Annotated in this window: 18 protein-coding genes; 6 read left to right on the plus strand and 12 right to left on the minus strand. The window is 61.1% G+C overall.

Features of this window, described 5'->3' with window-relative positions; translation table 11 throughout:
* Nucleotides 1-474 carry an SOS-induced cell division inhibitor SulA gene (gene sulA / locus BLT00_RS27475; RefSeq protein WP_060738408.1) on the plus strand — a complete coding sequence of 158 codons (474 nt, stop codon included), beginning with the start codon at nucleotides 1-3 and terminating at the stop codon, nucleotides 472-474.
* Between the two features lie 71 nt (nucleotides 475-545).
* Here the strand turns inward: sulA and BLT00_RS27480 are convergent, their stop codons facing one another.
* The 7 genes from BLT00_RS27480 to BLT00_RS27510 form a co-directional block, all read right to left on the minus strand.
* Complete coding sequence (locus BLT00_RS27480; protein ID WP_003183419.1) at nucleotides 546-779, minus strand: hypothetical protein; 234 nt, start codon at nucleotides 777-779, stop codon at nucleotides 546-548.
* A 106-nt stretch (nucleotides 780-885) separates the two neighbouring features.
* On the minus strand, nucleotides 886-1,410 hold the full coding sequence (locus BLT00_RS27485; RefSeq protein WP_092148384.1) for a DUF6586 family protein: 525 nt from the start codon (nucleotides 1,408-1,410) through the stop codon (nucleotides 886-888).
* A gap of 234 nt (nucleotides 1,411-1,644) precedes the next feature.
* A complete protein-coding gene (gene topA / locus BLT00_RS27490; RefSeq protein WP_092148387.1) occupies nucleotides 1,645-4,257 on the minus strand; it encodes a type I DNA topoisomerase in 2,613 nt (870 codons plus the stop codon).
* Nucleotides 4,258-4,372: 115 nt separating this feature from the next.
* On the minus strand, nucleotides 4,373-4,609 hold the full coding sequence (locus tag BLT00_RS27495; protein ID WP_003199644.1) for a DUF1653 domain-containing protein: 237 nt from the start codon (nucleotides 4,607-4,609) through the stop codon (nucleotides 4,373-4,375).
* Nucleotides 4,610-4,717: 108 nt separating this feature from the next.
* The gene (fadA, locus tag BLT00_RS27500; RefSeq protein WP_024618393.1) at nucleotides 4,718-5,893 is read right to left on the minus strand and encodes an acetyl-CoA C-acyltransferase FadA; all 1,176 of its coding nucleotides are present in this window, start codon (nucleotides 5,891-5,893) and stop codon (nucleotides 4,718-4,720) included.
* 30 nt (nucleotides 5,894-5,923) lie between these two features.
* Nucleotides 5,924-8,071 (minus strand): fatty acid oxidation complex subunit alpha FadB, encoded by a 2,148-nt coding sequence (fadB, locus tag BLT00_RS27505; protein WP_092148389.1) that lies wholly within the window; start codon nucleotides 8,069-8,071, stop codon nucleotides 5,924-5,926.
* A 487-nt stretch (nucleotides 8,072-8,558) separates the two neighbouring features.
* Nucleotides 8,559-8,996: a hypothetical protein gene (locus tag BLT00_RS27510; protein WP_003199638.1), complete on the minus strand. Its 438-nt coding sequence runs from the start codon at nucleotides 8,994-8,996 to the stop codon at nucleotides 8,559-8,561.
* A 102-nt stretch (nucleotides 8,997-9,098) separates the two neighbouring features.
* Here BLT00_RS27510 and BLT00_RS27515 point away from each other — a divergent pair, with 102 nt between their 5' ends.
* A complete protein-coding gene (locus BLT00_RS27515) occupies nucleotides 9,099-9,539 on the plus strand; it encodes a universal stress protein (RefSeq protein ID WP_063322188.1) in 441 nt (146 codons plus the stop codon).
* Nucleotides 9,540-9,672: 133 nt separating this feature from the next.
* Here the strand turns inward: BLT00_RS27515 and BLT00_RS27520 are convergent, their stop codons facing one another.
* On the minus strand, nucleotides 9,673-11,583 hold the full coding sequence (locus BLT00_RS27520) for an ATP-binding cassette domain-containing protein (protein ID WP_092148392.1): 1,911 nt from the start codon (nucleotides 11,581-11,583) through the stop codon (nucleotides 9,673-9,675).
* A gap of 213 nt (nucleotides 11,584-11,796) precedes the next feature.
* Here BLT00_RS27520 and BLT00_RS27525 point away from each other — a divergent pair, with 213 nt between their 5' ends.
* Nucleotides 11,797-13,725, plus strand: coding sequence for a transglycosylase SLT domain-containing protein (locus BLT00_RS27525; RefSeq protein WP_092148395.1), 1,929 nt, complete (start codon nucleotides 11,797-11,799; stop codon nucleotides 13,723-13,725).
* A 119-nt stretch (nucleotides 13,726-13,844) separates the two neighbouring features.
* Here the strand turns inward: BLT00_RS27525 and BLT00_RS27530 are convergent, their stop codons facing one another.
* Nucleotides 13,845-15,626 carry an ABC transporter transmembrane domain-containing protein gene (locus BLT00_RS27530; protein ID WP_170862065.1) on the minus strand — a complete coding sequence of 594 codons (1,782 nt, stop codon included), beginning with the start codon at nucleotides 15,624-15,626 and terminating at the stop codon, nucleotides 13,845-13,847.
* A gap of 249 nt (nucleotides 15,627-15,875) precedes the next feature.
* Here BLT00_RS27530 and BLT00_RS27535 point away from each other — a divergent pair, with 249 nt between their 5' ends.
* A complete protein-coding gene (locus tag BLT00_RS27535; protein WP_003199629.1) occupies nucleotides 15,876-16,055 on the plus strand; it encodes a PA1571 family protein in 180 nt (59 codons plus the stop codon).
* Between the two features lie 181 nt (nucleotides 16,056-16,236).
* On the opposite strand, the gene pdxB is transcribed toward BLT00_RS27535, so the two are convergent.
* On the minus strand, nucleotides 16,237-17,379 hold the full coding sequence (pdxB, locus tag BLT00_RS27540; protein ID WP_092148401.1) for a 4-phosphoerythronate dehydrogenase PdxB: 1,143 nt from the start codon (nucleotides 17,377-17,379) through the stop codon (nucleotides 16,237-16,239).
* Nucleotides 17,380-17,696: 317 nt separating this feature from the next.
* Here pdxB and BLT00_RS27550 point away from each other — a divergent pair, with 317 nt between their 5' ends.
* Nucleotides 17,697-19,097 (plus strand): MATE family efflux transporter, encoded by a 1,401-nt coding sequence (locus BLT00_RS27550; protein WP_092148407.1) that lies wholly within the window; start codon nucleotides 17,697-17,699, stop codon nucleotides 19,095-19,097.
* Here BLT00_RS27550 and tusA read toward each other — a convergent pair.
* Together tusA and rlmM are read right to left on the minus strand one after the other, a co-directional pair.
* On the minus strand, nucleotides 19,094-19,345 hold the full coding sequence (gene tusA, locus BLT00_RS27555; protein ID WP_063322194.1) for a sulfurtransferase TusA: 252 nt from the start codon (nucleotides 19,343-19,345) through the stop codon (nucleotides 19,094-19,096). The two genes, BLT00_RS27550 and tusA, sit on opposite strands and share 4 nt — an antisense overlap.
* Before the next feature lie 187 nt (nucleotides 19,346-19,532).
* A complete protein-coding gene (gene rlmM / locus BLT00_RS27560; RefSeq protein WP_092148410.1) occupies nucleotides 19,533-20,606 on the minus strand; it encodes a 23S rRNA (cytidine(2498)-2'-O)-methyltransferase RlmM in 1,074 nt (357 codons plus the stop codon).
* Between the two features lie 172 nt (nucleotides 20,607-20,778).
* Here rlmM and acnA point away from each other — a divergent pair, with 172 nt between their 5' ends.
* Nucleotides 20,779-23,520 (plus strand): aconitate hydratase AcnA, encoded by a 2,742-nt coding sequence (gene acnA / locus BLT00_RS27565; RefSeq protein WP_092148413.1) that lies wholly within the window; start codon nucleotides 20,779-20,781, stop codon nucleotides 23,518-23,520.
* Nucleotides 23,521-23,528: the final 8 nt, after the last annotated feature.

Genomic DNA, 23,528 nt, shown 5'->3' on the forward strand with positions numbered 1-23,528 from the left:
ATGCAGTTCCCTCACACACCACAACACACACAACTTCCGCTGTTCGAGGCATTCATGGCCCAACCGCTGGTTCCAGTCCTGAAAGAGGTCATCGAGTCGCCCTGGGGCGTCGAACCCGAGGCCTTCAGCGAACTGTCGTTACGTGGTGCGGCCGGAAACTGCCTGAACCTGCTGGCGCCGATCTTGCGAGAACTCAGCCAGGACCAGGATGCTCGCTGGCTTACGCTGATCGCACCACCGGCCAGCGTCACCCAAGCCTGGTTGCGGGATGCCGGCCTGAACCGTGAGCGTATCCTGTTGTTGCAGCCGCGGGGCACCCAAAGCGCCCAACAGTTGACTTGCGAGGCCTTGCGCCTGGGCCGTAGCCACACTGTGGTCAGCTGGCTCAACCCATTGACCACCGCCGCACGGCAACAGTTGATCAGCGCCGCCCGCACCGGGGACGCACAAAGTCTGAATATTCGATTGGGCTAAGACAAACGCGGGGCTTCTCCAAGGCAGAGAAGCCGACCAGCCACACTCTCCAAAAAAGCCGACAGACGGGATCAATGAAGAACCCGCGGCCCCTCTTCCTTGTTGAATTCGCCTTCAACCAGGCGACCTGCCATCTGAACGCCCACGCTCAGCATCGCCTTGGCGACTTCGACGTGTTGCCCCTGGAGGAATACCTTGGCATCTTCGGAGAAGTTCAGGGTAACCAGAGAACCCTCGTCCTCAGCCCTGCGCAGCTCGATGCGGCCATCAGGAAGTTCGACAATTTCTAGAAAGGACGTAGGCATAAAAGTCTGTTCTCCACGAAAGGCGAGGATTATATAGTCATCGGCCAGGCTCCGCTCGGGATCTTGACCAAGCGTTATCAATGAACGTAACGGGCCGTGGGGAAACTCAGCACTCGTTCAAACCTTCGCGAAAGCGTATCGCCAGGCTCTTGAGGTTCTGACGCCAGCTCTCCAGCTCCTCCCGGCTCAACTCCGGCTCGGGTTCTTGTTCATCCAGATTAACCGCCACGATCAACGGCTGGGTCACGTCCCCCTTGGGCTTGCGTGGGGCCCTGGGCGGCTCGAACAGCGCCGCATGGGCCGCCAATAGCTTCGCCAGCCAGGTTTCCGGGTTATGCGCCAGTTCGACCATTTCGGCCAGTTCCGGAATCGCGATGGTTTCCAGCACTTCGCGGGTCAACAGCAGCTCAGCCCGAGGTGCGTTCGCTTGTGGCAGGCGATAGAAACCGGCGATTTCATGGCACAACCCCAACAACGCACCGTACAGGTGAAACAGCGCGGATTCGCGTCCTGCCTGGAGCAACGCCGGGGAATTCATCGCACGTCCGTCCTCGGCCCTGGTGAGCGCTTCGAGCGACAGACCGGCGAAATAGATTTTCTGATTGGTGCGGGTATAGAGTTCGTGGGCCATGGCGGCATCTCCCCAACGAAATGAAAGCTTCACGCAAGTGCGACAGTGTCATGGATCAACCGAGGCCACTGCAAGCCAAAAACAAAAAGGCCGCATGAAAACCTATGGGTTGTCATGCGGCCTTTTTGTCAGGTCTGCGAATTTAGCGATTGCAGAGGGCGGCTGCGCCGCCAGCGGGAGCAAGCTCACTCGCCACAAGAGCCTCAACCCCGCCCTCCAGACAAGCCCTGGCGATCAGCGCTTGTCTTCAACCGTCCACTTACCGCCGTCGTAGTAGGCCTTCCAGCCGGTCGGCTTGCCGTCGACTTCGGTCTGTACGTACTGCTCCTTGGTCTTGCGACTGTAGCGAATGACCGCCGGGCGCCCTTCCGGATCCTTCTGCGGCGCTTCGCAGAGGAAATGGTACTTCGGATCGATCTCGTCCTTGTGCGGCACGATTTCTATCACCAACGGTGCACGGGTCTCGCGGTTTTTCGGGAACTGGCTGGCCGCCAGGAACAGGCCGGAGGCACCGTCACGCAGGATGTAGGTGTCGTTGACCTTCTCGCACTTGAGCTCAGGCATCTTCACCGGGTCCATCTTCGGCGGCGCCGCGTCACCACTCTTGAGCAGTTTGCGGGTGTTCTTGCAGGTCGGGTTGGTGCAACCGAAGAATTTGCCGAAACGACCGGTCTTGAGCTGCATCTCGCTGCCACACTTGTCGCACTCCAGGCTCGGGCCTTCGTAGCCCTTGATGCGATAAGTGCCCTCTTCGATCTCGTAGCCGGCACAATCGGGGTTGTTACCGCAGATGTGCAGCTTGCGCTTCTCATCCAGCAGGTAGGCATCCATCGCCGTGCTGCAGATCGGGCAGCGATGCTTGCCGCGCAATACCAGGGATTCCGACTCGCCCTCGTCGTCAGCGGCGATTTCATCGCCCGGCACGAGGTTGACCGTCGCCTTGCAGCGTTCCTTGGGTGGCAGGCTGTAGCCCGAGCAACCGAGGAACACACCGGTCGAGGCGGTACGGATTTGCATCGGGCGCCCACAGGTCAGGCACGGGATGTCGGTCATGACCGGCTGGTTGGCGCGCATGCCGCTGTCAGGGCTTTCGGCCACTTCGAGCTTTTTCTTGAAGTCGCCGTAGAACTCGTCGAGAACGTTTTTCCAGTCGCGCTCGCCCTGGGCCACATCGTCGAGGTTCTCTTCCATACCGGCGGTGAAGCCGTAGTCCATCAGGTTCGAGAAGCTCTCGGACAAACGCTCGGTAACGATGTCGCCCATCTTTTCCGAATAGAAACGACGGTTGTGCAGCGCCACATAGCCGCGGTCCTGGATGGTGGAGATGATCGCTGCGTAGGTCGAAGGACGACCAATACCGCGCTTTTCCATTTCCTTGACCAGGCTGGCTTCGGAGTAACGGGCCGGTGGCTTGGTGAAATGCTGGGTCGGATCAAGCTTGATCAGCTTCATCACGTCGCCCTGGGCCATGTCTGGCAGGACGTCGTCATCCCCAGGCTTGGTGATCTGCGGCATGACGCGAGTGTAGCCGTCGAACTTCAGGATGCGGCCCTTCGCGCGCAGCTCGAAGTCGCCGGCACCGACGCTGACCGTGGTCGACAAGTATTGCGCCGGCAGCATCTGGCAGGCCAGGAACTGGCGCCAGATCAGCTCGTAGAGACGCTCGGCATCGCGTTCCATGCCCGACAGTTTGCTTGGCTCGGTGTTGGCATCGGACGGACGAATCGCTTCGTGCGCCTCTTGTGCGCCTTCCTTGCTGCTGTAGACGTTCGGCGTGTCCGGCAGGTACTTCTTGCCGAATTCGCTTTCTATATAAGTGCGCGCCATCGCCACGGCATCGGCCGAAAGATTGGTCGAGTCGGTACGCATATAGGTGATGTAGCCGGCTTCGTACAGACGCTGGGCCATCATCATGGTTTTCTTCACGCCAAAGCCCAGGCGATTGCTCGCAGCCTGTTGCAGCGTGGAGGTAATGAACGGCGCCGACGGCTTGCTGCTGGTCGGCTTGTCTTCGCGCTTGACGATGCTGTAGCTGGACGCCTTGAGCTTTTCCAGTGCCGCCATGGCCTGGGCTTCGTTGAGCGGCTTGAAGGCTTCGCCCTTTTCCCGCGCCACGTCGAAGCGCACGGTGGCACCCTTCGCGGTGCCGAGGTCGGCGTGGACTTCCCAGTACTCTTCAGGGATGAACGCGCGGATCTCGCGCTCGCGCTCCACCACCAGCTTCACCGCAACCGACTGCACGCGACCAGCCGACAGGCCGCGGGCGATCTTGGCCCACAGCAGGGGCGAGACCATATAGCCCACCACGCGGTCGAGGAAGCGACGCGCCTGTTGAGCGTTGACCCGATCGATGTCCAGCTCACCCGGCTGGGAGAAGGCTTCCTGGATGGCCTTCTTGGTAATTTCGTTGAACACCACGCGCTTGTAGCGGCTGTCATCCCCACCAATGGCTTCGCGCAGGTGCCAGGCAATGGCTTCCCCTTCGCGGTCCAAGTCCGTCGCGAGATAGATGGTGTCGGCATCCTTGGCGAGCCGGCGCAGCTCTTCGATGACCTTTTCCTTGCCCGGGAGGATCTCGTACTTGGCTTTCCAGCCGTGTTCCGGATCGACCCCCATGCGTGAGACCAGCTGCTTGCGCGCCTTGTCTTTCGGCGACAGCGCCGGCGCTTCACCAGCCGCAGCCTTGCCGCGCTTGGCGGCTGGCTCCTTGCTGGCGCTAGCCGAACCGCTGGTGGGCAGGTCTCGGATATGGCCGATACTCGACTTCACCACGTATTGGTTGCCCAGATACTTGTTGATGGTCTTGGCCTTAGCCGGGGATTCCACAATGACCAGCGATTTGCCCATGGATCAGAAAATTCCTGAATTCTAAAAAGTGAAAGGCGGTTGGCGCCTGACGCGGCACCGCTATATATAGTGGCTGCAAGGTGAGGTCAAGCGCAGGGTTGCCCGCATACCGGCCTCAAGGCTTGGAAAAAATGCTCTCCTCGGCCTGCACCAAAGCAAAGCGTGGCACCTGTTCGCCGTCAACCTCGACGGACTCCTCGAACATGCTCAAGGGACGCACCCAAAAGCCGTAATCGCCATACAGGGCTTGATAGAAGACCACTTCTTCCTCGGTCTCGGAATGCCGCGCAATGCTGAATACGCGGTACTGCGGACCTTTGTAATGCTGGTAGAGCCCAGGTTGTATCGGCATGTCTTGGCCCTCACTCAAATCTTTTCAAAATAAAAACAAAATTTTTCTACTAAACCCGGAAAAAACAAAAACCGGGGCACTTGGCCCCGGCTTCCATCAACGCAACGCTTAGACGCGTTCGAAGACAGTGGCAATGCCCTGGCCGAGGCCAATGCACATGGTCGACACACCAAAGGTGCCGCCATTCTGCTTCATGACGTTGAGCAGCGTGCCGGAGATACGCGCACCGGAGCAACCGAACGGATGACCCAGGGCGATCGCGCCGCCGTGCAGGTTAACCTTCTCGTTCATCTTGTCGAGCACTTTCAAATCTTTCAGCACTGGCAAGGCCTGTGCGGCGAAAGCTTCGTTGAGTTCGAAGAAGTCGATATCGGCAATACCCAGGCCTGCACGCTTCAAGGCTTTCTGCGTGGCCGGTACTGGACCATAGCCCATGATCGCCGGGTCCACACCCGCCACGGCCATCGAACGAATCACCGCCATCGGCTGGATACCCAGGTCCTGGGCTCGCTGGGCCGACATCACGATCATGCACGAGGCACCATCGGTGATCTGCGACGAGGTACCGGCTGTCACGGTGCCGCCCTTCGGATTGAATGCCGGCTTGAGGGCCGCCAGGCTTTCCAGGGTGGTTTCCGGACGAATGGTTTCGTCGTAGTCGAACAGCTTCAGGAAGCCGTTCTCGTCGTAGCCCTGCATCGGGATGATCTCATCCTTGAACTTGCCTTCCACGGTCGCCTTGTGGGCGAGCTGGTGGGAGCGCACGCCAAAGGCGTCCTGCTGTTCGCGGGTGATGCCGTGCATTTTGCCAAGCATTTCCGCAGTCAAACCCATCATGCCCGAGGCTTTCGCCGCGTACAGCGACATGTGCGGGTTCGGATCGACGCCGTGCATCATGCTCACGTGGCCCATGTGCTCGACACCACCGACGACGAACACGTCACCGTTACCGGTCATGATCGCCTGGGCGGCGGTGTGCAGTGCGCTCATGGACGAACCGCACAGGCGGCTGACGGTCTGGCCCGCCGCCGTGTGAGGGATCTGGGTCATCAGCGAGGCCATGCGGGCGATGTTCCAGCCCTGCTCCAGGGTCTGGTTCACACAGCCCCAGATCACGTCTTCGACTTCGTTGGGGTCGACCTTGACGTTGCGTTCCAGCAGCTTGCTGATCAGGTGCGCCGACATGTCTTCAGCGCGGGTGTTGCGGTGCATGCCGCCCTTGGAGCGGCCCATCGGCGTACGACCGAAGTCGACAATCACGACGTCTCTAGGATTCAAGCTCATAAATGTTCTCTCGCTCTAGTCGTTGGGCGCTTAACCGAAGAAGCTCTGGCCGTTCTTGGCCATTTCACGCAGCTTCGCGGTCGGGTGGTACAGCGCGCCCAAATCAGCGTACTGGTCAGCCAGGGCAACGAACTCGGCGACACCGATCGAATCGATGTAGCGCAGCGCACCGCCACGGAATGGAGGGAAACCGATACCGTAGACCAGACCCATGTCGGCTTCGGCGGCGGTCTCGACAATGCCGTCTTCCAGGCAACGCACGGTTTCGAGGCACAGCGGGATCATCATCCAGTTGATGATGTCCTCGTCGGTGACTTCGCGCTGCTCGTAGACGATCGGCTTGAGCACTTCCAGCACCGACGAGTCGGCGACTTTCTTCTGCTTGCCGCGCTTGTCGGTCTCATAGGCGTAGAAGCCCTTGCCGTTTTTCTGGCCCAGGCGCTTGGCTTCGTAGAGCACGTCGACAGCCGAACGACGATCGTCCTTCATGCGGTCCGGGAAACCTTCAGCCATGACGTCGCGACCGTGGTGGCCGGTGTCGATGCCGACCACGTCCATCAGGTACGCCGGGCCCATCGGCCAACCGAATTTTTCCATGATCTTGTCGATGCGCACGAAATCCACGCCAGCACTGACCAGCTTGGCGAAACCGCCGAAGTACGGGAACAGCACGCGGTTGACCAAAAAGCCCGGGCAATCGTTGACGACGATCGGGTTCTTGCCCATTTTCTTGGCGTAGGCCACGGTGGTGGCAATGGCATGTTCACTGGACTTCTCGCCACGGATCACTTCCACCAGCGGCATCATGTGCACCGGGTTGAAGAAGTGCATGCCGACGAAGTTCTCCGGACGCTTGAGGGCCTTGGCCAGCAGCGAAATGGAGATGGTCGAGGTGTTCGAGGCCAGGATGGTGTCCTCTTTGACCTTGTCTTCGACTTCAGCCAATACCGCCTGCTTGACCTTCGGGTTCTCGACAACGGCTTCGACCACCAGGTCGACATGGCCGAAATCGCCGTAGGACAGGGTCGGACGAATGCCGTTGAGCACTTCGGCCATCTTCGCAGCGGTCATGCGACCTTTGTCGACACGACCGACCAGCAGCTTGGCGGCTTCGGCCAGGCCTTGCTCGATCCCGTGTTCGTTGATGTCCTTCATCAGGATCGGCGTGCCCTTGGACGCCGACTGGTAGGCGATACCGCCACCCATGATGCCGGCGCCGAGCACGGCGGCCTGCTTCACGTCACTGGCAATTTCGTCGTAGGCCTTGGCCTTTTTCTTCAGTTCCTGGTCATTGAGGAACAGACCGATCAGGCTTTGCGCAGCCGAGGTCTTGGCCAGCTTGACGAAGCCGGCGGCCTCGACTTCCAGAGCCTTGTCGCGCCCGAAGCTCGCGGCTTTCTGGATGGTCTTGATCGCTTCGACCGGCGCCGGGTAGTTCGGGCCGGCCTGACCGGCCACGAAACCCTTGGCGGTTTCGAAGGCCATCATTTGTTCGATGGCGTTGAGCTTGAGCTTTTCCAGCTTCGGCTGACGCTTGGCCTTGTAGTCGAACTCGCCGCTGATGGCGCGCTTGATGGTTTCAAGGGCCGCTTCCTGGAGTTTGCCAGGTTCGACCACGGCATCCACGGCACCGACCTTCAGCGCGTCTTCAGCACGGTTTTCCTTGCCGGCGGCAATCCACTCGATGGCGTTGTCGGCACCGATCAGGCGCGGCAGGCGCACGGTGCCGCCGAAGCCTGGGTAGATACCCAGCTTGACTTCCGGCAGGCCGATCTTGGCCGTGGTGGACATGACGCGGTAATCCGCTGCCAGGCACATCTCCAGGCCGCCCCCCAGGGCGATGCCGTTGATGGCCACGACGGTCGGTACGTTGAGGTCTTCGAAATCGCTGAAAATACGGTTGGCTTCGAGGTTGCCAGCGATCAGTTCGGCATCGGGCAGCTTGAAGTTGTCGACGAATTCGGTGATGTCGGCGCCGACGATGAACACGTCCTTGCCGCTGCTGACGATCACACCCTTGATCGAAGCATCTGCCTTGATAGTGTCCACGGCCTGACGCAATTCATTCAGGGTTAGACGGTTGAACTTGTTGACGGACTCACCCTTGAGGTCGAATTTCAATTCGACGATGCCACTTTCAAGAGCCTTAACCGTGATGGCTTTACCTTCGTAAATCATCAACTGATCTCCACGATATGGAAGCTGAACAGTACACGTTGAACGCTGACCACTGGTTCGGCATTGACGTTTACCGTCGATGCTACGCCAATCCGCCAGGCACACCCGTCAACGCGATAGTCGGGGTCTGTAGGAGCATTCTGAAAATACAAACGCTCAATTCATACGCCCGTTTGATTTGGGTACGTCACCTTCACGGAATTTCCGACAATTGTCAATCGCCCTAAACACGGGCGTGAACGCGACTTCACGGTCATTTCCGTACCATACGGATCCGCAACACGGCGCCGCATGCATAGCTATTCATAGGATCAATAATTAGAAAAATCGCCCTAATTCCAGACAGACTGGATCCAGCCGTCTACGCTGTCGGGACGCGATTGAAGATTGGGAACAAAGGACGTTACGAACGCACGCCCTGACATGAGATTGATTACCGGCCTGCCTGGCCAACCCGCCCGATGAGACTGTCGGGCTTTTTTATGCCTCAGGCCAGCGCCTTGAGCACCGCGCAAATATCCTGCAAAACAGTCGCTTCGCCCTTCTCGCCCCAGTACAAGGCAATCATTTGCCGATCGGCTTCAACCTTGTAGACGTTGGCCGGCAATTTTTCGAAATGATTGAGCAGGGACTCATCCTGGCAGACTTCTCGCCACTGGTTGACCCAGACGCCTGGCGCAGTCTGCCAATAGCTCCAGACAGCCGGTTCCTTGCCGCGCCGAGGCCGGTGGTATTGGGCACAGGGGTTTGGCGGCTGCTGGCCAAGCCAGTGCGGCCACTCCTGCGGCGCCAGCTGCATGGCCAGGCCCAGGCGTCGCGCTTCCATGCGCAGGGCCATGCGACCGCTCTGGACACGGGACGGTCGCAACCATGCCAGCGGACTTAACACCACCAACAGGATTGACACCACTATCCAGACCGTCATATTCGTACTCCCGAATTCTGATGAGCCCATTGAGCCACGTCGCCGTCAATGCGCTTGAAACCAGCCATACTTACCGTATCGCAATTCTCTGGAGTGCCTTCCATGTACTACAACCACGTTCTGGTCGCCGTTGACCTCACTGAAGAATGCGATCCCGTCGTCAAACGCGCTCGCGCCCTGTGCGACGGCAGAGACACCAAGCTGTCGCTGGTGCATATCGTCGAGCCGATGGCCATGGCCTTTGGTGGTGATGTGCCGATGGACCTTTCCCAGTTGCAGCAACAGCAATTCGATCAAGCCAAGGAACGCCTTGAGCGACTGATCGTGAAGTACCCTGACCTGAAAAAGGAAAACTGCCACCTGACCTACGGCCAGCCGCGCCAGGAGATCCATCACCTGGCCAAGGAGCAGGGTTGCGACCTGATCGTCGTCGGCAGCCATGGCCGCCATGGCCTGGCATTGCTGCTGGGCTCGACCGCCAACGACGTGCTGCATGGCGCGCCTTGCGACGTGCTGGCGGTGCACCTGGTCAAGCGCAGCTGATTCACCCAAGGAACTCACTGAACCTGTGGCGAGGGAGCTTGCTCCCGCTTGAGTGCGAAGCACTCACCGCCAGGGGCCGCTTCGCAGCCCCGCGGGAGCAAGCTCCCTCGCCACAGTCATTGAGCGTGCGGGTTCAAGCGTCCAGCTCGGCCCAGCGCTCGACCAATGCATCCAGCTCAGCCTGCAGTTGCTCCAGGTGCGCAATCACCTTGGCGGTTTCGGCAGCAGGTCGCTGGTAGAACCCGGCGTCAGCCATTTCGGCTTCTACCGCTGCGATCTGCTGCTCCTTCGCGTCGATCTCACCCGGCAAGGCTTCCAGTTCACGCTGCAGCTTGTAGCTGAGCTTTTTCTTCGCTGGGGCCGCGGCGGCGACCGGAGCAGGCTCGGCCTTGACCACCGCCGAATTCAGGTCGGCCTTGCCGGACTTGCTCTCGGTGACCCCCAGCAGACGCGGCGAGCCGCCCTGGCGCAGCCAATCCTGATAACCACCGACGTATTCGCGCACCAGGCCTTCGCCTTCGAACACCAGCGTGCTGGTGACCACGTTGTCGAGGAATGCCCGGTCGTGACTGACCATCAGGACGGTGCCATTGAAGGTCAACAACACCTCCTCCAGCAATTCCAGGGTTTCCACGTCCAGGTCGTTGGTCGGCTCGTCGAGCACCAGCAGGTTCGCCGGCTTGCTGAACAACTTGGCCAGCAACAAACGGGCGCGCTCACCGCCCGACAGCGCCTTGACCGGCGTGCGGGCACGCTGGGGGCTGAACAGGAAATCGCCGAGGTAGCTCAATACGTGACGGCTCTGGCCATCGATATCGATGAAATCGCGGCCCTCGGCCACGTTGTCGATCACGGTCTTTTCCAGGTCCAGTTGATGGCGCAACTGGTCGAAGTAGGCGACGTCGATCTTCGTGCCCTCTTCCACCTTGCCGTTGGTCGGCACCAGGCCGCCGAGCATCAGCTTGAGCAAAGTGGTCTTGCCGGTACCGTTGGCACCCAGCAGGCCAATGCGATCACCCCGCTGCAGTACCATGGAGAAGTCCTTGATCAGGAACGGACCGCCAGGGTGGGCGAAACTCACGTTCTCCAGCACCATGACCTGCTTGCCGGACTTGTCAGCGGTATCCAACTGAATGTTGGCCTTGCCGGTGCGCTCGCGACGCTCGCTGCGCTCCATGCGCAAGGCCTTGAGCGCCCGCACGCGGCCTTCGTTGCGGGTGCGCCGCGCCTTGATGCCCTGGCGGATCCAGACTTCTTCCTGGGCCAGCTTCTTGTCGAACAGCGCGTTGGCGGTTTCTTCCGCTGCCAGCGCCGCTTCCTTGTGTACCAGGAAGCTGGCGTAGTCGCCGTTCCAGTCGATCAGGCCGCCGCGGTCCAGTTCGAGGATGCGGGTTGCCAGGTTTTGCAGGAAGGAACGGTCGTGGGTGATGAACAGCACCGCCCCCTGGAAGTCCTTCAAGGCTTCTTCAAGCCAGGCGATGGCGCCGATGTCCAGGTGGTTGGTCGGTTCGTCGAGCAGCAGCAGGTCCGGCTCGGACACCAGGGCCTGAGCCAGCAGGACGCGACGACGCCAGCCGCCGGACAGCTCGGCGAGGGTCTTGTCGGCCGGCAGTTGCAAGCGACTCAGGGTGCTGTCGACCAATTGCTGCAACCGCCAGCCATCACGGGCTTCGAGGTCGTGCTGCACGTGCATCAACTTGTCCAGGTCAGCATCGGTGACGATGTTCTGGCTCAGGTGGTGATACTCGGCCAGCAGCGCGCCGACACCGTCCAGGCCTTCGGCGACCACGTCGAATACGGTCCGCTCGTCGGCCACCGGCAGTTCCTGGGGCAATTCGCCGATTTTCAGGCCTGGCGCGCGCCAGACCGAGCCGTCATCGGGCTTCTGATCGCCCTTGACCAGCTTCATCATGCTGGACTTGCCAGTGCCGTTGCGGCCGATGATGCACACCCGCTCACCACGGGCGATCTGCCAGGACACCTTGTCCAACAACGGCATAGCGCCGAAAGCAAGGGACACATCGCTGAATTTGAGCAGGGTCATGAGCTTCTCCAAAAACCGGGCGCGCATTCTACCTGAGATGAGGCCTCAGGGGTCCGCCAATTTCGCCACCGAAGCACTCTGCATGACAAATGTTGCGAACTTGCACCGGCGGCCCTGCAAAGCTTTCGCCGGCTGCTGGCAAAAGGCTAAGCTACAGACAGTTACCCTGGGTTACCCCTTGGGCTTGTCATGTTTTCTATGCCCGGACGTCTCATGCGCAGTCGCCTTTTCAGTGTTTTATCGTGTCTTTTTGTATGTGCCACTGCCGTTCAATCCGCGCAGGCGGTGGATATCTCCACTCAACGCCAATATTACGACGAGGCCAAGCGTGCCTTGGCCAAGGGTGATTCCGGCCCTTACTTTCGCTACAGCCAGGCCCTGCGCGATTATCCGCTGGAACCCTACCTGGCCTACGACGAATTGACCGCTCGCCTCAAGAGCGCCAGCAACGCCGAAATCGAGAAGTTCCTCGCCGAACACGGTGATCTGCCCCAGGCCAACTGGATGAAGTTGCGCTGGCTGCGTTGGCTGACCGAGCGCGGTGACTGGGAGACCTTCGTCAAGTATTACGACCCCAAGCTCAATTTCACCGAACTGGACTGCCTTAACGCCCAGTACCAGCTCAGCCATGGCTTGAAGGCCGAAGGCTATGCCAATACCGAAAAGCTGTGGCTCTCCGGCAAATCCCAACCCCAGGCGTGCGATGCCTTGTTCGGCCTATGGGCCTCCCAGGGCCAGTTGACCGAACAGAAACGCTGGGAACGCACAAAACTGGCGGCCCAGGCCCGCAACTATCCGCTGGCCAACAGCCTGGTCAGCGGTCTGACCACCCTCGCCCCCCGCGGCAAGCTGCTGGTGGACGTGGCGCAAAAACCCGAGTTGCTCAACCAGCCCTCGCGCTTCACCCCGGCCGATGAACCGATGTCCGACATCGTCAGCCTCGGCCTGCGGCGCCTGGCCCGCCAGGATCCGGAAAAGGCCATGGCGCTGCTGGACGGCTACGCCAGCACCATGCATTTTTCCCGTGATGAAAAAGTTGCGATTGCCCGGGAAATCGGCCTGACCCTGGCCAAGCGCTTCGACAGCCGGGCCTTGGACGTGATGACGAAATACGACCCGGAACTGCGCGATGACACCGTTTCGGAATGGCGCTTGCGCCTGCTGCTGCGCCTGGCCCGCTGGGACGATGCCTACCAACTGACCCGTCGCCTGCCCGAGTCGCTGTCGAGCACCAATCGCTGGCGGTACTGGCAAGCCCGTACGCTGGAACTGGCGCAGCCGCAGAATCCCGAGGCGCTGGCGCTCTACAAGCACCTGGCCCGTGAACGAGATTTCTATGGCTTCCTGGCCGCCGACCGCTCCCAGTCACCGTACTCGCTCGTCAACAAGCCGCTGGTGATGAGCCAGGCGCTGATCAACAAAGTGCGCAACACCCCTGGCGTGCGTCGGGCGCTGGAATTTCATGCCCGTGGAGACATCGTCGATGGGCGCCGCGAGTGGTATCACGTCAGCCGGCATTTCAGTCGGGACGAAATGGTCGCCCAGGCGAAACTGGCCTATGACCTGAAGTGGTATTTCCCGGCCATTCGCACCATCAGCCAGGCCAAGTACTGGGACGACCTGGACATCCGCTTCCCGATGGCCCATCGCGACACCCTGGTGCGCGAAGCCAAGGTCCGCGGATTGCATCCAAGCTGGGCGTTCGCCATTACCCGCCAGGAAAGTGCGTTCATGGACGATGCTCGCTCCAGCGTCGGTGCCGCCGGCCTGATGCAACTGATGCCCGGCACTGCCAAGGAAACCGCGCGTAAGTTCAGCATTCCCCTGGCCTCGCCGCAGCAAGTGTTGAACCCAGACAAGAACATCCAGCTCGGCGCGGCCTACCTGAGCCAGGTCCACAGCCAGTTCAACGGCAACCGTGTCCTGGCCTCGGCGGCCTACAACGCCGGCCCCGGTCGCGTGCGCCAGTGGCTGCGCGGCGCCGACCACTTGAGCTTCGACGTCTGGGTCGAAAGCATTCCTTTCGACGAAACCCGCCAATACGTGCAGAACGTGTTGTCGTACTCGGTGATCTACGGCCAGAAGCTCAACTCGCCGCAACCGCTGGTGGACTGGCATGAGCGGTATTTCGATGATCAGTGAGGGTTAGCGGCAAGCATTGAGCTTCAAGCGGCAAGCTGTTCCTCAAAAGCAAAAAAAAGCCCGTATCGAAAGATACGGGCTTTTTTTGATCGGTTGTCTCGACCTTGCGGGAGCAGTTCTCAGTCAGCTGTCGACTCCAGCCCCACATTGAACTGCAACGCTGCCAGCCGCGCGTACAGCGCATTGCTGGCGACCAGCTCCTGGTGAGTGCCCACGGCAACCACCTTGCCCTGATCCATCACCGCGATCCGGTCAGCGTTTTTCACCGTGGCCAAGCGGTGGGCGATGACCAGGGTCGTGCGGTTTTTCATCAGGTTGGGCAGGGCTTGCTGGATCAGGTGTTCGCTTTGCGCATCGAGGGCACTGGTGGCTTCGTCCAGCAGCAGGATCGGCGCGTCCACCAGCAATGCCCGGGCGATGGCCAGGCGTTGGCGCTGGCCGCCGGACAGCCCCAGGCCACCGTCGCCCAGGTGGGTCTGGTAGCCGCCGGGCATTTTTTCGATGAAGTCGTGGGCGTGGGCAATCTGCGCGGCCTCACGCACCTGCTCGGACGTTGCCCCAGGGTTGCCGTAGCGAATATTCTCTTCGACCGTGCCGAAAAACAGCGCCGGGTTCTGTGAGACCAGGGCGAAGTGGCGGCGCAGGTCCAGCGGATCGAGTCGAGTCAACGGCACGTCGTCGATCAGTATCTGCCCTTGCACCGGATCGTAGAAGCGCAGCAGCAGGTCATACACCGTTGACTTGCCCGCACCGGAAGGCCCGACCAGGGCCAGGGTCTCGCCGGCCTTGATGGTCAGGTCGAGACCGTCGACCGCATAACTGTCCGGCCGGGAGGGGTAGGAAAAACGCACGCCTTCGAGGCGCAGATCGCCCCGAACGCGCTCCGGCAACGTGACAAGGCCTGAAGCCGGTGGCTGGATGATGTTCTGCGAACGCAGTAACTCGGCAATGCGCTCGGCAGCACCCGCCGCCCGTTGCAGCTCGCCGATCACCTCGCTCAGCGTGCCGAAGGCACTGCCGACAATCAGGCTATAGAACACAAATGCCGCCAGCTCACCGCCGGAAATCCGCCCGGCGATCACATCCATGCCGCCGACCCAGAGCATCACCCCCACCGCGCCCAGCACCAGCACGATCACCAGGGTAATCAGCCAGGCCCGTTGGGCGATGCGCTTGCGGGCGGTGTCGAAAGCCTGCTCCACCGTCACGGAGAATCGTTGTTCGTCCTGGACCTGGTGGTTGTAAGCCTGCACGGTCTTGATCTGGCCAAGGGTTTCGGAGACGTAGCTGCCGACGTCGGCAATGCGGTCCTGGCTCTGGCGCGACAAACTGCGCACCCGACGACCAAAGACCAGGATCGGCGCCAATACCAGCGGCAGGGCGATCACCACGATACTGGTCAACTTGGGATTGGTGATGAACAGCAGCACGATGCCGCCCACCACCATCAAGGCGTTGCGCAAAAACAACGACAGCGACGAACCGATCACCGATTGCAGCAAGGTCGTATCGGCGGTCAGCCGCGACTGGATTTCCGAACTACGGTTGTTTTCATAGAAACCGGGGTGCAAGTACACCAGATGGTTGAAGACCTGCCGCCGGATATCGGCCACCACCCGCTCGCCGATCCAGGACACCAGGTAAAAACGTGCAAACGTACCGATCGCCAGCCCCACCACCAGCACCATGAACAGGCCGATGGATTGATTGAGCAGGTGCGGTGAGCGGGTCATGAAGCCCTGGTCCACCAGCAAGCGGATGCCTTGGCCCATGGACAAGGTAATACCGGCAGTGACAATCAAGGCCAGCAAAGCGCCGGCGACCTGTTTACGGTAAGGGGCGATGAAGCCGCTGGCCAGGCGTATGGCACGGCGATGTCGGGAAGAAAGCATCAAGGGCATCCGATAATGCAGCAGGAAAAAGGCCGGCCAGCGACGCCAAAGCGTAGCGGAGCCAAGTTGAATCAGAATGAGTCAGGTTAAATATGACCACAACGACTAGAGGCTAGATGTTATCGGTCTAAAGTCTGGCTGGAAACGCAACTGTGTTTCTGATTGAGTGGAGGTGTCGCCATGAACCTACAAGGAGTGTCATGGCTCGGTCACCTGGCGACATTAAAGTAGGCACACAACCTGATGAGGAGACAGGCCATGTCCTTGCAACACAGCAGCGACGACAAGATTCAAGTAATCCGCACGCAACCGGACCAGTCTCTGGGCTGCTCGTTCATCGATGCCCAAGGGCGCGAAGTACCGATCACCGAAGACATGATCCAAAAAGCCTGCAGCGAGCTGGAAAAACGACTGGTCAAGCCTGCCGAACAAAAGTGATACAGCCCGTCTTCAATTGGACCCGACCTTGATGTCGGGTTTTTTATGCCTGTTGATTTTGCAGGAACCTGTGGCGAGGGAGCTTGCTCCCGCTCGGCTGCGCAGCAGTCGTCACTCTTTGGATTGGGGTTGCTTCGCAACCCAGCGGGAGCAAGCTCCCTCGCCACAAGAGCATTTCCCCTTAAAGGGCGGTGGCACCCAGCGCCGTCACGATCTGTTGCAAGGCCGCCGACTGCCCTTCGATACGCACCTTCAGGCTGTCGATTTCCCGCCGCGGCGGGTAGTGCTTGCGCAGGGCATCGAATGCACTGCGTTGCTCGCTGACCGTTCCAACCAAGCTGCGGCGAAAGTTCGCGTCGTCGCCACGGGGGTCATACACGCTCCGGCATAACACCGCCAAGGCCCAGGCCGGGTCGGTTGCGGCATCCAGGGTGATGCCACCCAGCCAAGGTCGAGGCAACAGGTCGCCGAGGCTGACTTCAACCGGCCGCTCCAGGAAAGCGCACAAGGCCTGGTAGATCTGCGCCGTGCCGCGCTGGCGGCCATCGAGGCTGTAACCGGCAATGTGCGGGGTCGCGATCACGCACAAATCGGCCAGGTCCACATCCACGGTGGGTTCCTGCTCCCAGACATCCAACACCGCTTGCAGGTCCTCACGTTCCAGCAACACTTCGCGCAGCGCGGCGTTATCGATCACCGGGCCGCGGGCCGCGTTGATCAGCCAGGTCCCGGGCTTGAGCTGGTTCAGACGCGCCTCGTCGAACAGGTGCCAGGTTGGTTGCTCACCGTCGCGGGTCAACGGTGTGTGCAGGCTGATCACATCGCACTGTTCGATGATCTGCTCCAGGCTCATATAGTCGCCCCCCTCGGCAGCCTGACGCGGCGGATCGCAGACCTTCACGGTCCAGCCCAACCCCTTGAGCACCTCGATCAACCGCCCGCCCACTTGGCCTGCGCCGACCACACCGAAGGTTCGTTGCTCAAGTTGCGCACCTTCGATTTCTGCCAGGGTCATCAGGCTGCCCAGCACATAGTCCACCACGCCACGGGCATTGCAGCCCGGCGCGCTGGCCCAGCGAATACCGGCCTCGGCGAAATAATCCAGGTCCAAGTGATCGGTGCCGATGGTGCAGGTGCCGACGAAGCGCACCTTGCTGCCTTCCAGCAGAGCCCGATTGATCTGGCTGACCGAACGTACCAGCAGCACGTCGGCTTGCTCGACCATCGTCCGGTCGATCCCCCGGCCCGGTACCCGGCGGATTTCGCCGAATCCTTGGAAAAATGCATCAAGCAGGGGGATGTTTTCGTCGGCGACGATCAGCATGGCAAAGCTCCTTTGGCGGGGTAGGCAGTGTAGGCGTTCCAGTAACTCCGTGCATTCCTTCAGTGAATGATGTTGTGGCGAGGGAGCTTGCTCCCGCTGGGTTGCGCAGCAACCCCAATCCAAAGAGCGACGACTGCTGCGCAGCCGAGCGGGAGCAAGCTCCCTCGCCACGGGTCACCCTGTTCCCGGTCCAAAGAGTACAGGCTGGATACAAGGGAGCGAGCAATTACAAATCCACAACACAGGTTTTTTCCTGACCACTGTGTCAAGGCGTAGAATTCGCCGCCTTGCGCTTAATCTTTTCGGACGCTTCGCCTGTGAACCCTGTAATCGATACCACCACCCTCTCCCGCCCGGCCCGCGTTCGCCTGGAACTCAGGACCTTGCTGGCCCTGGCCTTGCCGATCATGGTGGCGCAACTGGCAACCACCGCCATGGGGTTCGTCGATGCGGTGATGGCCGGTCGCGTCGGCCCACGGGACCTGGCCGCGGTGGCATTGGGTAACTCGATCTGGGTGCCGGTGTTCCTGTTGATGACCGGCACATTGCTGGCGACCACGCCGAAAGTTGCCCAACGCTTCGGTGCCGGCACGTTCGCCGAGATCGGCCCGCTGGTGCGCCAGGCGCTGTGGCTGGCATTGGTGGTGGGGTTGATCGCCTCACTGGCGCTGTTCAGCGCCGAACCGATCCTGCACATCATGAATGTCGACCCCGAATTGATTGGCCCATGCATGGAATACCTGCGCGGCATCGGCACGGGCCTGCCAGCCGTGGCGCTGTACCACGTACTGCGCTGCTTCAGCGACGGCCTGGGACGCACGCGGCCGGCGATGGTGCTGGGGCTGTGCGGGTTGGCGCTGAACATTCCGCTCAATTACATCTTCATCTACGGGCACTTGGGCGTGCCCGCCATGGGCGGGGTCGGTTGCGGCTGGGCCACGGCCATCGTGATGTGGGTCATGGCCCTGGGCATGGCCGGTTGGGCCCGCTGGGCACCGGCCTATCAGTCGAGCCGGTTGTTCAGCCGTTTCGACTGGCCGCAATGGGCGGTCATCAAGCGCCTGCTGGGCATCGGCCTGCCGATTGGCATCGCGGTGTTTGCCGAGTCGAGTATTTTCGCAGTGATTGCCCTGCTGATCGGCAGCCTCGGCGCCACGGTGGTGGCCGGGCACCAGATCGCACTGAACTTCAGTTCCCTGGTGTTCATGATCCCCTACTCCCTGGGCATGGCCGTGACGGTGCGGGTCGGCCAGGCCCTGGGGCGCGCTCAGCCCCGTGAAGCGCGCTTCGCCGCGGGGGTGGGCATGGGCACGGCGCTGGCCTACGCCTGCCTGTCGGCGAGCCTGATGTTCGCATTGCGCGGCCCCATCGCCGCGATCTATACCGCCGACCCGGTGGTGATCGAGGTGGCGTCGATGCTGATCGTCTACGCGGCGCTGTTTCAGTTTTCCGATGCGATCCAGGTCACGGCGGCGGGCGCGTTGCGCGGCTATCAGGACACCCGGGTGACGATGATCCTGACGCTGTTCGCCTATTGGGGTATCGGCCTGCCAGTGGGTTACGCCCTGGGCCTGACCGACTGGCTCGGTGTGGCCAGCGGCCCGAGTGGCTTGTGGCAAGGCTTGATCGTGGGCTTGAGCTGCGCGGCGCTGATGCTGTCGATCCGTCTGGCCCGCAGCGCGCGCAAGCAGATCCGCATCAGCCGCTCGACGGCTTAAGCAAGCTTCTTGCGGATCCAGTAGAGGTAGGTACCCGCCTCTTCATGCTGGGCCACCAGTTCGTGGTCCAGGAACACGCAAAACTTGGGGATGTCGCGACGGGTCGACGGGTCGGTGGCGATGACTTTCAGCAGGCCACCGGGGGCCAGGTCGCGGATGTGCTGGTGCAGCATCATCACCGGTTCCGGGCAATTGAGGCCCGTGGCATCCAGCGTGCCGTCGACCGGCGTGTCGTTCATTTCACTCATGTTCTACTCCTGAAACTGGCCGGCATTGTCGCGCAATGTCGGCGCCCTTAACAGACCTGCATCCATCCCTGTGGCGAGGGAGCTTGCTCCCGCTCGGCTGCGCAGCAGTCGTCGCTCTTTGGATCGGGGTTGCTTCGCAACCCCGCGGGAGCAAACTCCCTCGCCACAAAAGCTGTTCAAGACAGCATCAACGGGACTTCGGTTTCTTCGTATCCAACCGCCGCAAATGGCAGGTCACTTCCTCACGGTCGTGGTACAGCTGCTTGCAACCGATCTCGACCTTGATGCCCCGCGCCTTGAAACCGTCGGCGATGCGTTCGAGCAGGCGCTTGACCTCGGCGTACCGTTGCTTCATCGGCAGCTTGAGGTTGACCACCGCCTCGCGGCAATGACCCTCGCCGATCCATTCTTCCAGCATCGCCGCGTTACGCGCTGGCTTCTCGACGATGTCACAGACCATCCAGTCCACCGGCTGCTTGGGTTTGAACGTGAAGCCGTCTGCCATCAAATGCTGCACCAGGCCGGTGTCCATCAGGCTTTCAGCCATCGGTCCGTTGTCGATGGCCGTCACCAGCATCCCACGGTTGACCAGTTGCCAGGTCCAGCCACCCGGTGCCGCGCCGAGGTCCACGCCGGTCATGTCACTGTGCAGGCGCTCGTCCCACTGGTCCCGGGGAATGAAATGGTGCCAAGCCTCTTCAAGCTTGAGGGTGGAACGGCTCGGCGCTTCCCGGGGAAACTTCAGGCGGGGAATGCCCATGGGCCACATGGCCGAGTTATCGGATTCGGCCAGGCCCAGGAACACTTCGCGGCCACTCTTGAATGTCAGCAGCAGGCGCGGCTTGCGCGGATCGTCCACCAGCTTGCCGGCGCCAATCAGCGCCTTGCGCAAGGGGCCTTCGAATTTCTTGCAGAAGTTCGACAGTTCCTTGCCGTCGTTGGTATCCACCACTTCCAGCCACAGGCTGCCGCAGGTCGGGAAAGCAGCCATGTGGGCCAGGATGACACTGATGCGGTCGGTCTCCGGCAAATCGATGAAAGTACCCCGCGCCCACTGGCGCGGAAAAATCAGTTCGGCGAAACGCAGACCACCCATCAGCCGCTCGGCACCGTCGTCTTCAGTGCAGACAAATTCAGCGCAGGCACTGGCCGGTTTGGCCTTGGCGTAGCCGGCAACGTTGAGTCGGGCCGCGTGTTCGGCGATCTCGGAACAGACCTCGCCTTCGAAGCCCGGCCGGCAGTGCATGAAAAGCGTGTTCATTGAAACTCCGTAGCAAAGCCTGTCACGAAAACCGCCGCATGATAGCGGAGTTCGGAACCGCGAACCTGCCCATAGAGTCCAGTGATTAGTCATACGCTCAAAACAGGGCTAGGTTAAAGGCTCTGTCCGTTCCGTCAGTCCGTAGCCGTGCGGACTTAAAGGAGTGATTGCAATGCCGTCCCTCGATAGCCTGAAAACCCTTAAAACACTGCAAGTCGACGCCAGGACCTACCACTATTTCAGCCTGCCGGAGGCCGCCCGAAGCCTCGGCGACCTGGACAAGCTGCCCATGTCGCTGAAAGTGCTGCTGGAAAACCTGCTGCGCTGGGAAGATGAAAAAACCGTCACCGGCACCGACCTCAAGGCCTTGGCCGGTTGGCTGAAAGAGCGCCGATCCGACCGAGAGATCCAATACCGCCCGGCACGGGTGTTGATGCAGGACTTCACCGGCGTCCCCGCCGTGGTCGACCTGGCCGCCATGCGTGCCGCCGTGGAAAAGGCCGGCGGTGATCCCCAGCGGATCAACCCGCTGTCACCGGTGGACCTGGTGATCGACCACTCGGTAATGGTGGACAAATTCGCCAGCAGCCAGGCGTTCGAGCAGAACGTCGACATCGAAATGCAACGCAACGGCGAACGCTACGCCTTCCTGCGTTGGGGCCAGAGCGCCTTCGACAACTTCAGCGTGGTGCCGCCGGGCACTGGCATCTGCCATCAGGTCAACCTCGAATACCTGGGCCGCACCGTGTGGACCAAAGAGGAAGACGGTCGCACCTACGCGTTCCCGGACACCCTGGTGGGCACCGACTCCCACACCACCATGATCAATGGCCTCGGCGTGCTGGGCTGGGGCGTCGGCGGGATCGAGGCGGAAGCCGCCATGCTCGGCCAACCGGTGTCGATGCTGATTCCCGAGGTCATCGGCTTCAAACTCATCGGCAAGCTGCACGAAGGCATCACCGCCACCGACCTGGTGCTGACCGTCACGCAGATGCTGCGCAAAAAAGGCGTGGTGGGCAAGTTCGTCGAGTTCTATGGCGACGGCCTGGCCGACCTGCCCCTTGCCGACCGCGCCACCATCGCCAACATGGCGCCGGAATACGGCGCCACCTGCGGTTTCTTCCCGGTGGATGAGGTGACCCTGGACTACTTGCGCCTGTCGGGACGTCCAGCGGAAACGGTGAAATTGGTGGAAGCCTATTGCAAGGCCCAGGGCCTGTGGCGCTTGCCCGGCCAGGAACCGGTGTTCACCGACACCCTGGAGCTGGACATGGGCAGCGTCGAGGCCAGCCTCGCCGGGCCGAAACGTCCGCAGGACCGGGTTTCGCTGCCAAATGTCGGCCAGGCTTTCAGCGACTTCCTGGGGTTGCAGGTCAAACCCACCAGTAAAGAAGAAGGTCGCCTGGAAAGTGAAGGTGGCGGTGGCGTCGCGGTGGGCAATGCCGACCAGGTGGGCGAAGCCGAATACGAATTCGAAGGCCACACCCATCGCCTGAAAAACGGCGCGGTGGTGATTGCCGCCATTACTTCGTGCACCAACACCTCCAACCCCAGCGTGATGATGGCCGCCGGGCTGCTGGCGAAAAAAGCCGTGGAGAAAGGCCTGACCCGCAAGCCTTGGGTCAAGAGCTCCCTGGCCCCGGGTTCCAAGGTGGTCACCGACTACTACAAGGCGGCCGGGCTGACCGAATACCTGGATAAACTCGGTTTCGACTTGGTGGGCTATGGTTGCACCACTTGCATCGGCAACTCCGGACCGTTGCCGGAGCCCATCGAAAAAGCCATTCAGAAAGCCGACCTGACGGTGGCTTCGGTGTTGTCGGGCAACCGCAACTTCGAAGGCCGGGTGCACCCACTGGTGAAGACCAACTGGCTGGCTTCGCCACCGCTGGTGGTCGCCTATGCCCTGGCCGGCACCGTGCGCATCGACATCAGCAGCGAGCCGCTGGGCAACGACCGGGACGGCAAGCCGGTGTACCTGCGGGATGTCTGGCCCAGCAGCCAGGAAGTGGCCACCGCCGTCGCCCAGGTCAACACCAGCATGTTCCACAAGGAATACGCCGCCGTATTTGCCGGTGACGAGCAATGGCAAGCCATCGAAGTGCCGCAGGCGGCGACTTACGTCTGGCAGGACGACTCGACCTACATCCAGCATCCGCCGTTCTTCGACGCCATCGACGGGCCGCCACCGGCCGTCAAGAACGTCGAAGGCGCCCGGATCCTGGCACTGCTGGGAGACTCGGTCACCACCGACCACATCTCCCCGGCCGGCAACATCAAGGCGGACAGCCCGGCCGGTCGCTACCTGCGCGAACAAGGCGTGGAACCGCGAGACTTCAACTCCTACGGTTCCAGGCGTGGCAACCACCAGGTGATGATGCGCGGCACCTTCGCCAATATCCGCATTCGCAACGAAATGCTCGACGGCGAAGAAGGCGGCAACACGATCTACATCCCCAGTGGCGAAAAAATGCCGATCTACGACGCCGCCATGCTGTACCAGGCAATGGGCACGCCGCTGGTGGTGATCGCCGGCCAGGAATATGGCACCGGATCGAGCCGGGACTGGGCAGCCAAGGGCACGAACCTGCTAGGGGTCAAGGCGGTGATCGCCGAAAGCTTCGAGCGTATCCATCGCTCCAACCTCGTGGGCATGGGCGTGCTGCCGTTGCAGTTCAAGCTCGACCAGAACCGCAAGAGCCTGAACCTCACGGGCAAGGAAACCCTGGACATCCTCGGGCTCAATGACGTCGAACTGACGCCGCGCATGAACCTGCCCTTGGTCATTACCCGCGAGGACGGCAGCCGGGAGCGAATCGAAGTGTTGTGCCGGATCGATACCTTGAATGAAGTGGAATATTTCAAGGCCGGCGGAATCCTTCACTATGTGTTGCGGCAATTGATTGCCGGCTAGAAAGACCC

Source organism: Pseudomonas sp. NFACC51, from assembly GCF_900103575.1.
Lineage (GTDB): Bacteria > Pseudomonadota > Gammaproteobacteria > Pseudomonadales > Pseudomonadaceae > Aquipseudomonas > Aquipseudomonas fluorescens_Q.